Genomic DNA, 14,204 nt, shown 5'->3' on the forward strand with positions numbered 1-14,204 from the left:
GCCTCACCCACTTCCGTGCTCCTGCGCAGGCAGGAGCCCAGGGTTGTCAGACTCGACGCCGATAGTTCTGCGTCGCCTTTGCAGGCGCCGGCTTACCCCTTGTAGAGCGCGTCCAGCCGCTCGCCATAGACCTGGCGCAGGATGTGGCGGCGGATTTTCAGGCTGGGGGTGAGCTGCTCGTTCTCGATGGTGAACGGCCGGTCCGCCAGGATGAAGCGGCGGATGCGTTCGGTCACGGTCAGGTCCTGGTTCACCCGGTCCACGGCTGCGCTCAACGCTGCGCGATAGCCGCTGTCCTCCGCCAGCCGCTTGAAATCGCAGACCGCGCGGTTGGCCGCGCACCATTCCTGCGTCCACTCCGGATCGGGCACGATCACCGCGACCATATAGGGGCGGCGATCGCCCGCGATCATCGCCTGGGAGATCTCGGGCTGGAGGGTGAGCATCCCCTCCACCTTCTGCGGGGCGACGTTCTCGCCCTTGTCGTTGACGATGATGTCCTTCTTGCGGTCGGTGATCTTGATCCGCCCCGCCTCGTCGATCAGGCCGATGTCGCCGGTGTGCAGCCATCCGTCTTTCAGGACGCGCGCCGTCTCGACCTCGTTGCGCCAGTAGCCGTGCATCACCAGCTCGCCACGGACCAGGATTTCGCCGTCCTCGGCGATGCGCACTTCGGTGTTGGCGAGCGGCGGGCCGACGCTGTCCATGCGGACGCCTGCCGACGGGCGGTTGCACGAGATCACCGGCGCGGCCTCGGTCTGGCCATAGCCCTGGAGGAAGGTGACCCCCAGCGCCTGGAAGAACAGCCCCACCTCAGGATTGAGCGGCGCGCCGCCCGAGACCATCGCCTTCATCCGGCCGCCGAAGCGCTTGGCGATCTTGGGCCGGAACAAGGTCCGCACCGCCAGCTGCGCCGGCCGGTCGGTCAGGCGCAGGCGCCCCTCGCTCTCCTTGTTGCCGAGTTCGATCGCCTTGCCGAGCAGATAGGCGGCCATGCCGCCCTGTTTCGCGACCGCCTTGGTGATCCGGGTGCGCAGCACTTCGAACAGCCGCGGCACGACGAACATGATCGTCGGGCGCACCTCCTCGATATTGGCGGCGAGCTTGTCGAGGCCCTCGGCATAATAGATCTGCCCGCCCAGGCCGATCGCGAAATGCTGGCCGCCGGTGTGCTCATAGGCGTGGCTCAGCGGCAGGAACGACAGGAACACCTCGTCGTCCCAGCCGAAATCCTCGGCGATGACCGCCGAGCAGCCGGCCACGTTGTGGAGGATGGCGCCGTGGTGCTGCATCACCCCACGCGGCGCGCCCCCGGTGCCGCTGGTGTAGATGATGCAGGCGAGGTCCTCGCGCTGGAAGCTTGCCTCGCCCGCGGCCGCGTCGGCGCTGGCGGGATGATCGGCGATCAGCTGATGCCAGCTGTGGAATTCGATGCTGCCGGGCTGGACCAGGCGAACGTCCTCGATCCCGATGATCTTCTGCGGGGTGGATGCGTGAAGGGCGGCCGGGATCAGCTCGCGCGCGAGCTTGGCGGTGGAGACGATCGCGGCGCAGGCGCCCGAATTCTCCATGATGTGCTGGTGGTCGCGCTGGGTGTTGGTGACATAGGTCGGCACCGTGATGCAGCCCGCGGCCATGATGGCAAGGTCGGAGATGCACCATTCGGGGCGGTTCTCCGACACCAGCATCACCCGGTCGCCGCGCTTGAGGCCGAGCGCCTTCAGGCCTGCGGCGAGGCTGGCGACCTGGCGGGCGGCCTCCGCCCAGCTGGTCGGCTGCCATTCGCCCCCGGCCTTGTGCCACAGGAACGGCTTGTCGCCCTTCTCGCGCGCACGCGCAAAGAACATCGTGACGAGATTCGGGAAGTGCTCGAGGGTACGCATGGCCTCTCCTGCCGCCCCGGCATCCGTGCGCCGGGGACTTGCCTGTTGTTATTCCGGGGGACGGGTGCCGAAGCCGCCGACCCGCTTGATTTCGACGACGGTGCCGTCCTGCCGCATGGCGACACCCTCGCTGCGCGGATCGGCGCCGCCGACCCAGCGACCGTGTACGCGCTCCACCGCATTTGCTTTCAGGCCCATGGGCGCGATCTTCACCGGCTCTCCCAGCGCCTCGAGTGCCGGTGCCATGGCGTCGAGTTGGGTACCCTGTTCGAGAGTCGCAATCCTCCCGGGTGCATAGATCAGCCCCAGGCCGATCGCGTCCTGCGCCGTCATCCGCCAGTCGATCACCGCGATCACCGCCTTGGCGACCTGGGCGATGATGGTGGACCCGCCCGCCGCACCGATCACCAGCCGGACCTTGCCGTCCGGGCCGTAGACGATGGTCGGCGACATCGAACTGCGCGGCCGCTTGCCGCCTTCGACCCTGTTGGCGACCAGGTGACCGTTCTTTTCCGGCACGATGTCGAAGTCGGTCAGCTCGTTGTTGAGCATGGTGCCGTTCACCGACAGGCCCGAGCCGAAATAGCCCTCCACCGTCGACGTGACCGACACCGCGTTGCCGTGCGCGTCGGTTGCCGAGACATGGGTCGTCCCCGGCACTTCGCTCTGCTGGACCCGGATGCGGGCAGGAGCGCCGGCGGGCGTGCCGGGCGCGACGCTCGCCATCGTCCGGTCGGGCGAAATCAGGGCCGAGCGCGCGGCGATGTACGTACGGTCGAGCAGCCCCTTGACCGGCACCGTCACATGGTCCGGGTCGGCCAGGTACATGTCCCGGTCGGCATAGGCGAGGCGCTGGCTCTCGGCCATCAGATGCCAGGCGACCGGCGAGTGCTTGCCCAGCTTCGCCATGTCGAAGCGTTCGAGCTGCTTCAGGATCATCAGCACCGCGACGCCGCCGGACGAGGGCGGACCCATGCCGCAGATGCGATAGGCGCGGTAGCTGCCGCACACCGGCGCGCGCTCCTTGGCATCGTAGCTGGCGAGATCGCCCGCGGTCATCTTCGACGGGTTGCGTGCGGCGGTGTTGACGGTGGTGACGAGCTTCTGCGCGTCCGGCCCCACATAGAAGCTGTCCGGGCCCAGCCGTGCCAGGCGTTCGAACAAGGCGGCCTGTTCGGGGTTCTTGAGCAGCGTGCCGACCGGCAGCGCTTTGCCGTCCGGCGTCAGATATTTTGTCCGCGCCCACGCGTCGATGTGGCTGCCGAAGCGGTCGATCCCGGTGTTGAGGCGCTGGGTGACACGAAAGCCGTCGCGGGCGAGGCGGATCGCCGGTTCGAACAGCTTCGCCCAGGGGAGCTTGCCGGCGCGGGCATGCGCCATCGCCCATTCGCGCAGGTTGCCCGGCACTCCGACGCTACGCCCGCCGGGCACGGCTGCGGAATGGCTCAGCGGATTGCCGTCGGGCGCGTAGAACCAGTGCGGATCGGCCGCCGCGGGAGCCGTCTCGCGCCCGTCGATGGTCAGGAGCTTGCCGGTCCTGGCATCATGCCCGACCCAGAAGCCGCCGCCGCCGATGCCGGAATTCTGCGGCTCCACCACGTTGAGCGCGAGCAGGGTCGCGATCGCGGCATCGGTGGCGCTGCCGCCAGCGCGCAGCATCTCGACGCCCGCCGCCGCGGCGCGCGGGTCCGAAGCGCTGACCATGCCTTGCGCCGCCTGCTTGGCGGGGTGGGCGGGACGGGCGACCTGGGCACTCGCAACGACGGGTACGGCGAGCAGCAATGCTGCACAGCTGAGGAAACGCTTCATGCCTGCAGGAGTAGCCGCGATTGTCCCGGGTGCAAAGGCGAGGGGACACGGCCGAAGCCGTGCCCCTCCGTCCTCAGCCGCGCCGTGTCGCCGCCGCGTAGAGCGCAATGGCCGCTGCGTTGGAGACGTTCAGGCTTTCGATCTGGTCGCTGATCGGCAACCGCGCGAGCACGTCGCAATGCGCCGCGGTGTTCTGGCGCATGCCCTCGCCCTCGGCACCCAGCACCAGCGCGACCTTGTCCGAGCCCATCGCCTGGTCGAGCGTGAGGTCGGTGTTGCCCGTAAGGCCGATGCGCCAATAGCCGGCTTCGGCGATTTCCTCGAGCGCACGGGCGAGGTTCACCACGCGCACCCAGGGGACGATCTCCAGCGCGCCGGACGCGGTGCGGGCGACGGTGCCGGACTCCGGCGGGGCATGCCGGTCCTGCGTCACGATGCCGAGCGCGTCGAACGCGGCTGCCGAGCGCAGGATCGCGCCGACATTGTGCGGGTCGGTGACCTGATCGAGCACGAGCAGCGGGCGGGTGTCGGAACGGCCACGCTCCAGCAGGTCGCCCAGCCAGATGTCCTCCAGCGGATCGACCTCTGCCACCATGCCCTGGTGCGGGGCGTCGTTCGGAACCAGCCGGCCGAGGTCGGCCGCCTCGGCATAGGTGACGGTCAGCGTCGACGGGAGGTCGAGCTGCGACAACGCCTCGTGCGTGCCCCACAGCTTGCGCACCGTGCGCTCGGGGTTGGCGAGTGCGGCGAGTACCGCATGGCGGCCCCAGAAACGGGGACGCTGCGGAGAGCCCTGGCTCGGGCGATGACCACGACGTGCCATGCTCAGTCCTCCGCCTTCGGCCAGGCGTACGGGTCGGTGACCTTTGGCTGGCGGGGCAGCGGCGGCTTCGGCAGCGGCTTGTCCGCGTTGGCGGCATTGAGGAGGAAGGAGGCCATGATGATCGATGCCTGACGCAGGTCCTCGCCCTTCATATGGTCGAAGGTATCGGCATTGGTGTGGTGGATGCGGCTGCCATAGTCCAGCGGGTCCTGGATGAACTGGAAGCCCTGCAGTCCGATCGACTGGAAGAAATAATGGTCGGTGCTCGACGTGCGGCGCATCGCGACGGTGCCGGCGCCCATCGCCTGGAACGGCGCGAACCATTCGCGGAAGATCGGCACCGCGGCCTGGTTGTTCTCGGCATAGATGCCGCGGATCTTGCCCGAGCCGTTGTCGAGGTTGAAATAGGCGGCGAGCTGGTCGTAGCCCGGCTTCTTCGTGATCGGCCAGCGCGAGGTCCAGCCATAGAAACGGGCGAGGCCGGTCGTCGGCCCGGTGGCGGCCGGCGCGCGCGTGGCGATGTGCTGCTCGATATAGGCGAGCGAGCCGAGCAGCCCCTGTTCCTCGCCGTTCCACAGCGCGAAGCGGATCGTGCGCTTCGGGCGCACCCCCATCTGCGAAAGGATGCGCGCGGCCTCCATCACCACGGCGGAGCCCGCAGCGTTGTCGGAAGCGCCATCGCCTGCGGCCCAGCTGTCGAGATGGGCACCGGCCATCACATAGCCGGCTTTGGGGTCGGTGCCCGGGATGTCGGCGAGGATGTTGTAGGCCTGCACGTCGCTGTCGTCGAAGCGGACGTTGCTGGTCACTTCCAGCGTCGGTGCCTGGCCGACGCGGGCAAGGCGGGCGAGGCGGCGATAATCCTCGGCCGCGATCTCGATCCCGGGCGTCGCCGGGGTCTGATCGCGTCCGAACAGATAGCCGCTGCCGTGCAGCAGCATGCCGTCGCGGCTGGACATGGTCGCCATCGCCACCGCGCCCTCGCTCTTCAGGAACGCGTCGAGCTTGAGCGAGAAGTCGAGCCGCTTGAGCCGGCGGTCCGCCGCCTCCGGATCATTGACCGGTGCTTCGAAGAAGTCCTGGTCGGCGAGCTCCTGCTGGCTGAGCCGACGGAAGGCGGGGCGGTCCGGCTCCGAGCCGGTGTCCGGCTGGGTCACCATCACGATCTTGCCCGCCAGCTGCCCGCGATAGCGTGCAAAGTCCGCTTCCTTGGACATCGGCGCCACGATGACCGGCGCGGTGACGGTGCCGTTGGTGCCGGGGGTCCACGCGATCGGGATCGCGGTCAGCTGGATCGGGCGCGGGGTCACCATGCGTACGCTCGAGCTGACGATCGACCAGCCGCGGCCGAACTCAAACCCTTCCTTGTGGACGTTCTTTAGGCCCCATTCGCGGAACTTCGACTGGGTCCATTCCTCTGCCTGGCGCATGCCGGGCGAGTTGGTGAGGCGCGGGCCGATCACGTCGGTCAGGTGCTGCGCGATCGGCATCACTTCCGACTGGTTGGTGCCCTCGTCGATGATCCGGGTGACGGCGTCCCGATCGACCGACTGGGCGGCGAGCGGGGCGGCAAGAGGCGTGGCGGCAACGGTGGCAAGCAGGGCAAGGCTGAGCGCGCGCATCGGGTTCCGTTCATGCGAGGGAGAGAAAAGTGTCACAAACGACGCTATGCGGCCCGGGAAAGGCGCGCAAGCCGTTGACAGCGTGCGCGTCGGACGGCAATGGGCCACCTCGCTTCAGCGAAGCGGCCCCGTGGAAGGGTGGCCGAGTGGTTAAAGGCAGCAGACTGTAAATCTGCCCACGCAAGTGTACGCTGGTTCGAATCCAGCCCCTTCCACCATCCGCCCCGGCGCGGCGGATCGGTTCTCCCGGAAAAAGGGACACCTGCGCTGCCGACCCCCCTGATCTTCATCGCCGCAGCCATGCTTGAGATCGGCGGATGCTTCGCGTTCTGGAAATGGGCGCGGCTCGGCGCATCGCCCTTGTGGCTCATCCCCGGACTGGTCGCGCTTGCCGGCTTCGCCTGGCTCCTCACCTTTGCCGACACGCCGGCGGCGGCGCGCGCCTATGCGGCCTATGGCGGCATCTATGTGGCGAGTTCGCTCGGCTGGATGTGGCTGGTCGAGGGGCTGCGGCCGGACCGCTTCGACCTGATCGGCGGGGGGCTGTGTCTCGCGGGGTGCCTGGCGATCCTGCTCGGGCCGCGGTGAGGGGCGTATTCGATCCTCTTCGGCTTTCTCCCGTCCACCCCGATCCTCATTTAACTCCCCGTTCGCTTCGAGTAGCCGTCGAGCTTGTCGAGACGGCGTATCGAGAAGCCGGTTGTTGTGGCTCTCTCGATACGGGCTCTCGACAAGCTCGATCCCTACTCGAGACAAACGGGGTGGGTGGAGAGGCGGCATTCTGCCCTGCGCCGGCTGAGCCGCTTGCCCACCTCTTGCGTCCGCCGCTTCGCGCGGCTACCTCCGGCGCATCGGGCGGGTATAGCACAATGGTAGTGCAGCAGCCTTCCAAGCTGAATACACGGGTTCGATTCCCGTTACCCGCTCCACCTTCTTTCCGCCTCCGCCCGCCACGGCGTCCTCGCTGCGCGATTGCCGGAGCTGCGGACCAGCCCTAGAGAGCGCCGCCATGGCCCGCATCGAAACGCCCCGCCCCATTCGCGGCACCCAGGACATCTTCGGCGAAGACCAGCGCCGCTTCGGCCGCGTGGTCGACGCGTTCGAGCGCACCCGCCGGCTTTATTGCTTCAGCCGCGTCGAGCTGCCGGTGTTCGAATCGACCGCCGTCTTCGCACGCTCGCTGGGCGAGACCACCGATGTCGTCTCCAAGGAGATGTACAGCTTCGAGGACCGCGGCGGCGATTCGCTGACGCTCCGCCCGGAGTTCACCGCCGGCATCGCCCGCGCGTACCTGACCGACGGCTGGCAGCAATATGCCCCGCTAAAGATCGCGACCCACGGCCCGGTGTTCCGCTACGAGCGGCCACAGAAGGGGCGCTATCGCCAGTTCCACCAGATCGACGCCGAGATCATCGGCGCCGCCGAGCCCGGCGCCGACGTCGAGCTGCTCGCCTTCGCCGACCAGCTGCTCCACGAACTCGGCATCGCCGATGGCGTGACGCTGCAGCTCAACACGCTCGGCGATGCGGACACCCGCGATGCGTGGCGCGCCGCGCTGGTCGCGCATTTCGAGGCGCACCGCGACGTGCTGAGCGAGGACAGCCTCGCCCGCCTCGACAAGAACCCGCTGCGCATTCTGGACTCCAAGGACCCGCGCGACCGCCCGGTTGCGGACGCCGCGCCGGGGATCGACGACTATCTGACACCGCAAGCGCGCGACTTCTTTGCTGCCGTCACCGCAGGGCTGGATGCCGCCGGCGTGGCGTGGACCCGGAACGACCGGCTGGTGCGCGGGCTCGACTATTACCGCCACACCGCGTTCGAGTTCGTCACCGACCGGCTCGGCGCCCAGGGCACCGTCCTCGCGGGCGGCCGCTACGACGGGCTGATCGGCTCGCTCGGCGGCCCCGAGACGCCGGGCGTCGGCTGGGCGGCCGGCATCGAACGGCTGGCGATGTTGCTGGACGGCGCCCCCGCGCCCCAGCTCGACGTCGCCGTGGTCGTGGAGGACGAGCGCGCGCTTGCCGACGGCGTCACCACCGTCGCGCGGCTGCGCAAGGCGGGGCTGGTCGCCGACCTCGTCGCCACCGGATCGCCGCGCAAGCGCTATGACAAGGCGCTCAAGCTGGAGCCGGCCGAGACGGTATCGCTGCGCTTCGAGGGTGACGCGTCGGCCACCGCCTTCCGCACGTTGCGGGGAGAGCCGCGTGCCGAGCAGGTGCTGCGCCAGGCATGACCGCCATCTCTCCCGATCGCATCGCCCAGATCGAGGCGCGGCGCGACGAGTTGCAGGCGCTGATGGCGACCGGCGAGCTGCCGGGCGACCGCTTCGTGGCGGTGTCGAAGGAATATGCCGAGCTGGAGCCGGTGGCCGAGGCCGCCGGCGCGGTGCGGCGACTGCGGGCCGAGGCCGAATCGCTGGAGGACATGAGCCAGGACGGCGACGAGGAACTGCGTCGCATGGCCGCCGAGGAACTCCACGAGAACCGCGAGCGGCTGGCGGCGGCCGAGCACGCGCTGGCGCTGGCGCTGCTGCCGCGTGACGCGGCCGACGAGCGCCCGGCGATGCTCGAAATCCGCGCCGGTACCGGCGGGGACGAGGCGGCGCTGTTCGCGGGCGACCTGTTCCGCATGTACCAGCGCTATGCCGACAGCCGCGGCTGGCGGGTCGAGATGATCTCGGCCAGCGCCTCCGACGCGGGCGGGTTCAAGGAGGTCGTCGCCTCGGTCACCGGCCAGGGCGTGTTCGCGCGGCTGAAGTTCGAAAGCGGCGTCCACCGCGTCCAGCGCGTTCCGGTGACCGAGAGCGGCGGGCGCATCCACACCTCCGCCGCGACCGTCGCGGTGCTGCCGGAGGCCGAGGAAGTCGACGTCCAGATCGACGACAAGGACCTGCGGATCGACGTTTATCGCTCGTCCGGGCCGGGCGGCCAGTCGGTCAACACCACCGACTCCGCCGTCCGCATCACGCACTTGCCGACTGGGCTGGTCGTGATCCAGCAGGACGAGAAGTCGCAGCACAAGAACAAGGCCAAGGCGCTCAAGGTCCTGCGCACCCGGCTCTACGAAGCGGAGCGCGAGCGGCTCGCCTCCGAACGCTCGGGTACGCGCAAGGCGATGGTCGGCTCGGGCGACCGCTCCGAGCGGATCCGCACCTACAACTTCCCGCAGGGGCGGGTGACCGACCACCGCATCAACCTGACGCTCCATCGCCTTCCCGAAATCCTGGAGGGCGAGATGGACGAGCTGATCGGCGCACTGATCGCCGAGGACGAGGCGGAGCGGCTGGCGACGCTCGACGCCGCGTGACGCTCACCGCCGCCGAGGCGGTCCGGGAGGCGGCACAGCGGATCGCCGCCGTCTCGGACACGCCGCGGCTCGATGCCGAACTGCTGATGGCGCATGCGATGAGCGTCGAGCGCAACGGGCTGCTGCTCGGGCGCTTGGCCGATCCGGTACCGGCTGGCTTTTCCGCGCTCGTCGAGGCGCGGTTGGCACATACCCCAGTCGCCTATCTGACCGGCAGCCGCGCCTTCTGGACGATCGATCTGGAGGTGGGGCCGGGCGCTTTGGTCCCGCGCGCCGATAGCGAGACGCTGATCGAGGCGGCGGTGGCGCACTGCGCGGACCGCGCCCCGGCGACCGTGCTCGACCTGGGTACCGGACCCGGCACGCTGCTGCTCGCTGCGCTGGACCAATGGCCGGATGCGCATGGGCTCGGGGTGGATCGGTCAATCGGCGCCCTGGACTATGCCCGCCGCAATGCCCGGCGTCTCGGCATGGGCGGGCGGGCGCGCTTCATGCTGGGTGACTGGGCGGCGGCGTTGGACGCGCGCTTCGACCTGGTGCTCACCAACCCGCCCTATATCGGCACGGAGGAGCGCCTGCCGCAGGAGGTGGTGGGCCATGAGCCGGCCGGGGCGTTGTTCGCCGGCGCCGACGGGCTGGACGCCTATCGCCTGCTCGCGCCGCAGCTTGCGCGGTTGCTCGCGCCCGGTGGCGTGGCGGTGGTGGAGATCGGCTTCACCCAGGCCGAACCCGTGTCGGCGCTGCTCCGCGCCCAGGGGCTCTCAACCCGCGTCGCACCGGATCTGGGCGGGCGTCCTCGCGCGATCATCGCCGGTTGATTCCGGCGTCGGCACCCCCATATTTCCCCTTGGAGATCGCCCAGGCACCCGCTAAGACCGGGGCGGGGCAAGCCACCTTCGACCAGTCACAGGTGAGTTCGGGGCACTGCCCCCTCCAGCGTCATGCGCGCCACTGCGGTCCGGTGGCCATGGCAGACGGGGTCGCGCAAGAGCGCGCCTCCGCGACAGGCAGCATCCGGGATCGACAGGATCGACGGACAGTTTTGAACGGGACACACACACGTTGATAAACAACCGGCAAGCCGGCCGCCGTCGCGGCCGTGGTGGGCAGCGTCCTCAAGGCGGGGGTGGCAGCCCCGGCCGTTCCGATAACGGCAATCGTATCGACAGTCGTGCACGCGGCAATGCCGCGCAGCTGCTGGAAAAGTACAAGAACCTGGCCCGCGACGCGCAGATGCAGGGCGATCGGGTGAACTCGGAATATTATTTCCAGTTCGCCGATCACTATTTCCGCGTGCTCAACGACAATCGCGCTCGGGTCGAAGAGAACCAGCGCCAGCGCGGCGACTTCGCCTCCGATGACGAGGGCGAGGAGTTCGAGTTCGAGGGCGAGAACGGCGGCAACGACCGCCCGCAGCGCGAGGAGCGGGGCCAGCGCGACGAACGTCCTCGCCGCGAAGACCGAGCCCAGCGGGAGGATCGGCCCCAGCGGGAGGCGCGTCCGCGGCCCGAGCGTGGCCCGCGCGGCGAGCGTCCGTCGGTAACGCAGACCGAGGTGGATGGCGCTCCGGTTGAGCAGCTGCAGCTGGTTCCTGCCGAAGCCGCCAACGACGTCGACGTGCAGCCGGTGGAAGCGGAGGCGCGCGCGCCCCGTGCTCGCCCGCGCGCCCGTCGTCGTGACGCCGAGCAGCCGGCAGAGGCTGCGGCCGAGGCCCATGGGATCGATGCGGACCGGCTGCCGCCGGCGCTCGGTGCTGTGGAAGGCGAGGGCGAGGAGCGTCCGCGCCGCCGCCGTCGCGTCCGCGCCGACGACGAGGTGATGCCGCCGGCCGCCTGAGCCCGAGCGCACGCACGAAACAAGGGGCCGGTACCGCACCAGCGGTGCCGGCCCTTTTGTTATTCCGTGTCGGGAGAGTCGGCCTCGAGGCGGTCCTTGCGTGCGAACCGGTCGACTGCAGCATCGTGGCCCGTGCCCGAGCTCAGGAAGATCAGCCCCATCAGCACCGCCGCCATCAACACCGACAAGCCGACACCGAGCGCCGTCGCGATCGCCATGTGGATCGGCAGCGGACCGACGAGGTGCCACAGCAACGCGACTGCGACGCCCGCGGCAAGTGCCGCAACGGCGGCCATCCACTTCAGCAGCCGCCGAAACCTGCCCCAGGCGAAGTGCGCATAGGTCGGATCGTCCAGCGGATCGCGGTCATCGTGCAGCATCGTCTTGCAATCCCATCCAAACATGGGATGCTCAACCCCCGTCGATGCACGCGGCGGCAGAGGAGGGTGCGATGACCATCGCGGTGATCCTGAGCGGCAAGGGCCATGACGTGGTCTCGATCGACGCCGGGAGGACGGTCGGCGACGCCGTCCACCTCCTCGCCGAGCGACGGATCGGCGCGGTGCCGGTGGTCGAGGGAGACTCGATCCTCGGCGTCTTTTCGGAACGCGACGTGATCGGCTGCCTGCACCACGGCGGGGCGGTCACGCTCGATCGTCCGGTGACCGCGGCCATGACCGCGCCCGCCGTCACCGTTTCCCCGCAGGAGCCCGTGCTCGCGGCCCTGTCGTTGATGACGCACCGGCGCATCCGCCATCTTCCCGTGGTCGAATCGGGGCGTCTCGTCGGCATCGTCTCGATCGGCGACCTGGTGAAGCACCGGATCGAGCGCATCGAGGCCGAGGCGCAGGCGATGCGCGCCTATATCGGCAGCTGACCGACGGCGTCAGGCGCGCCGCGACCGGACCAGCGCCAGCGCCTCGGCCAGCAGCCCGCGTCCGAAGGTCAGCATCCAGCCCGCGTAGACCAGCGCTCCGGCCGGAACCAGGATGGCCACTCGCGGCAAGGGTGCGAGCGGCGGCAGCAGGTGGTCGATCAGCAGCACGGCGAGCGCCATGCCGACGCTCCCCAGCAAGGGCTGGGAGACGGCCGCGGCGAGTGCCCCTGCGCGCACCCCGATTACCGGCAGCGTGCGCCACGCACAAAGCGCGAGGTACAGGGGCGCGGTAACGAGCCACGCGGTGGCGAGACCCAGGACGCCATGGCGCACGCCGACAAGGAAGGCGATCGGCAGCAGGATCGCCCCGATCGCACCATTGCCGGCGCTGATCCCGGGCCGCCCACAGGCATCGCACGCCGGCGCGAACAGGATCTGCAGGGTCAGGAACGGCATGGCGAGCGCGAGCAGGCCCACGACGGGGCCGGTCTCCAGCCACTTCTCGCCTAGAACCACCGACACCAGCGGCTCGGCCACCACCGCGAGGCCGAGGTAGAAGGGCATCGCCAGCAGCAGCACCATGCGCACGCCCATCAGGAACGCGGCGGCGACCGAGCTGCGGTCGTGCTGGATGCGGGCATAGGCGGAAAAGGCGACGTCGTTGATCGGCGGCACGAACTTCGCGACCAGGATCTGCGCCAGGAACAGGCTCGTCGTGTAGATGCCGAGCGCATGGGCATCCAGGTGGCGGCCGGCAACAAAGACGTCGGCCTGGCTCTGGATGACCCAGAACAGCTGACTCGTCGCCATCAGGCCCCCATAGCGCGCGATCCCCCCGGCGCCTCGAAAGTCGAAGCTCGGGCGTACCCATGCGCGCGCCGTCACCATCATGCCGATGGCGCGCGTGCCGAACAGCACCATCGGCGCCAGCACCAGGGTCCAAACGCCCAGGCCCCCGAGTGCACCGCCGAGCGCTGCAAGCGCACCGAGCACGGCCGAGAGCAGGTTCACCGCCGCCTGGCGCCGGAAATCCATGGCCCGGCTCAGCAGCGCATAGGGAAAGGCGATGAAGGGGGTGGCGAGATACAGCAGCGCCTGCACGCGCAGCAGCTCGGCGACCTGGGGGTGCCGGAAATAGGCGGCCGCCAGCGGTGCCGCCGCGATCTGGAGGATCGCGAGTGCCCCGTTCAGCACAAGCAGCATCCCGAACAGCTGCCGGATCGCGCGATCGTCGACCTCCGGCTTCTGGATCAGCGCGCTCGCAAGGCCGTAGCCGTTCAGCATGTTGAGCACGACCAGCACGACCTGGGTCATGGCGAACAGGCCGTAATCCTGCGGGCTCAGGATCCGGATCACCAGGAAGGTGGACGCCCATGCGATCAGCTGGCCGACGATCTGCGTGCCGGAGCGCCACAGAATCGCTGACCGGACCTGTTGCCGCAGCGATTCGGCGGGGCGATTCGTCTCCTGAAGGGGCGCATCCATGGCTCCGGCCTATGCCGAGCCGGAGCCGCGCGCCACAAAAACCGCAGAAATCCGCGGATTCTCACCCTCTCCGTCACATTTTTGAAAAATGGGTTTGACGGGTTTGGGTGATGCCTCTAAAGACCCGTTCACCGCAGCGGCGCACCGAACGGAGCGCTTGCTGGGGTCGCAAAAAACCTGGTGCTGAGCGCCTCTTGAAAGAGGGGTTTGCTGGAGCGCCGGCGTTTTGTTCTTTGACATTGTTGGTTAAGATGAAGGGACATGTGGGCGGCGGCTCCGGTCTGCCACGTTTTCAAGGCGTGGTGTGGTCGGTTAAAGCTTAAGCCAGTTCATATGTCCTATTACATATCCACAGTATATGTGATGTGCAGGAATTGGCTCCTTGAAGTGAGCTGCTTGATCCTCGTTATTCCGCGGGGATTGGGTGGAACATCAAACTTGAGAGTTTGATCCTGGCTCAGAACGAACGCTGGCGGCATGCCTAACACATGCAAGTCGAACGAGACCTTCGGGTCTAGTGGCGCACGGGTGCGTAACGCGTGGGAATCTGCCCTTGGGAA

Annotated in this window: 12 protein-coding genes, 2 tRNA genes and 1 rRNA gene; 9 read left to right on the forward strand and 6 right to left on the reverse strand. The window is 68.7% G+C overall.

What is annotated here, in order from left to right:
- Positions 1–92: 92 nt before the first annotated feature.
- The 4 genes from MHZ35_RS03755 to MHZ35_RS03770 all read right to left on the reverse strand — a co-directional run bounded on the left by MHZ35_RS03755 (position 93) and on the right by MHZ35_RS03770 (position 6,137).
- Entirely contained in the window at positions 93–1,883 is a 1,791-nt protein-coding gene (locus MHZ35_RS03755) for an AMP-dependent synthetase/ligase (protein WP_239434443.1), read from the reverse strand.
- Positions 1,884–1,931: 48 nt separating this feature from the next.
- A complete protein-coding gene (ggt, locus tag MHZ35_RS03760) occupies positions 1,932–3,692 on the reverse strand; it encodes a gamma-glutamyltransferase (protein WP_239434444.1) in 1,761 nt (586 codons plus the stop codon).
- A gap of 73 nt (positions 3,693–3,765) precedes the next feature.
- Entirely contained in the window at positions 3,766–4,515 is a 750-nt protein-coding gene (gene rlmB / locus MHZ35_RS03765) for a 23S rRNA (guanosine(2251)-2'-O)-methyltransferase RlmB (RefSeq protein WP_125959292.1), read from the reverse strand.
- A 2-nt stretch (positions 4,516–4,517) separates the two neighbouring features.
- The gene (locus tag MHZ35_RS03770) at positions 4,518–6,137 is read right to left on the reverse strand and encodes a M20/M25/M40 family metallo-hydrolase (protein ID WP_239434445.1); all 1,620 of its coding nucleotides are present in this window, start codon (positions 6,135–6,137) and stop codon (positions 4,518–4,520) included.
- Positions 6,138–6,269: 132 nt separating this feature from the next.
- Here MHZ35_RS03770 and MHZ35_RS03775 point away from each other — a divergent pair.
- The 7 genes from MHZ35_RS03775 to MHZ35_RS03805 all read left to right on the forward strand — a co-directional run bounded on the left by MHZ35_RS03775 (position 6,270) and on the right by MHZ35_RS03805 (position 11,282).
- Positions 6,270–6,355: transfer RNA gene (locus tag MHZ35_RS03775), tRNA-Tyr, on the forward strand.
- A 49-nt stretch (positions 6,356–6,404) separates the two neighbouring features.
- The gene (locus MHZ35_RS03780) at positions 6,405–6,725 is read left to right on the forward strand and encodes a YnfA family protein (protein WP_274615639.1); all 321 of its coding nucleotides are present in this window, start codon (positions 6,405–6,407) and stop codon (positions 6,723–6,725) included.
- 267 nt (positions 6,726–6,992) lie between these two features.
- Positions 6,993–7,066 (forward strand) — tRNA-Gly (locus tag MHZ35_RS03785).
- Positions 7,067–7,146: 80 nt separating this feature from the next.
- A complete protein-coding gene (gene hisS, locus MHZ35_RS03790) occupies positions 7,147–8,373 on the forward strand; it encodes a histidine--tRNA ligase (protein WP_239434447.1) in 1,227 nt (408 codons plus the stop codon).
- The gene (gene prfA / locus MHZ35_RS03795) at positions 8,370–9,446 is read left to right on the forward strand and encodes a peptide chain release factor 1 (protein ID WP_132883295.1); all 1,077 of its coding nucleotides are present in this window, start codon (positions 8,370–8,372) and stop codon (positions 9,444–9,446) included. The genes hisS and prfA overlap by 4 nt, the downstream gene beginning before the upstream one ends.
- On the forward strand, positions 9,443–10,264 hold the full coding sequence (gene prmC, locus MHZ35_RS03800) for a peptide chain release factor N(5)-glutamine methyltransferase (RefSeq protein ID WP_239434448.1): 822 nt from the start codon (positions 9,443–9,445) through the stop codon (positions 10,262–10,264). The genes prfA and prmC overlap by 4 nt, the downstream gene beginning before the upstream one ends.
- Positions 10,265–10,508: 244 nt before the next feature.
- The gene (locus MHZ35_RS03805; protein ID WP_239434449.1) at positions 10,509–11,282 is read left to right on the forward strand and encodes a DUF4167 domain-containing protein; all 774 of its coding nucleotides are present in this window, start codon (positions 10,509–10,511) and stop codon (positions 11,280–11,282) included.
- Between the two features lie 59 nt (positions 11,283–11,341).
- Here MHZ35_RS03805 and MHZ35_RS03810 read toward each other — a convergent pair whose 3' ends face one another.
- Positions 11,342–11,662 carry a hypothetical protein gene (locus MHZ35_RS03810; protein WP_239434450.1) on the reverse strand — a complete coding sequence of 107 codons (321 nt, stop codon included), beginning with the start codon at positions 11,660–11,662 and terminating at the stop codon, positions 11,342–11,344.
- Between the two features lie 71 nt (positions 11,663–11,733).
- Between MHZ35_RS03810 and MHZ35_RS03815 the strand changes: the two genes are divergently transcribed.
- On the forward strand, positions 11,734–12,159 hold the full coding sequence (locus tag MHZ35_RS03815; RefSeq protein ID WP_239434451.1) for a CBS domain-containing protein: 426 nt from the start codon (positions 11,734–11,736) through the stop codon (positions 12,157–12,159).
- Positions 12,160–12,168: 9 nt separating this feature from the next.
- Here MHZ35_RS03815 and MHZ35_RS03820 read toward each other — a convergent pair whose 3' ends face one another.
- On the reverse strand, positions 12,169–13,644 hold the full coding sequence (locus tag MHZ35_RS03820) for a lipopolysaccharide biosynthesis protein (RefSeq protein ID WP_239434452.1): 1,476 nt from the start codon (positions 13,642–13,644) through the stop codon (positions 12,169–12,171).
- A gap of 434 nt (positions 13,645–14,078) precedes the next feature.
- Between MHZ35_RS03820 and MHZ35_RS03825 the strand changes: the two genes are divergently transcribed.
- Positions 14,079–14,204, forward strand: a 16S ribosomal RNA gene (locus MHZ35_RS03825); the annotation flags it as partial.

It is taken from the genome of Sphingomonas sp. ACRSK (assembly GCF_022346685.1).
GTDB lineage: Bacteria > Pseudomonadota > Alphaproteobacteria > Sphingomonadales > Sphingomonadaceae > Sphingomonas > Sphingomonas molluscorum.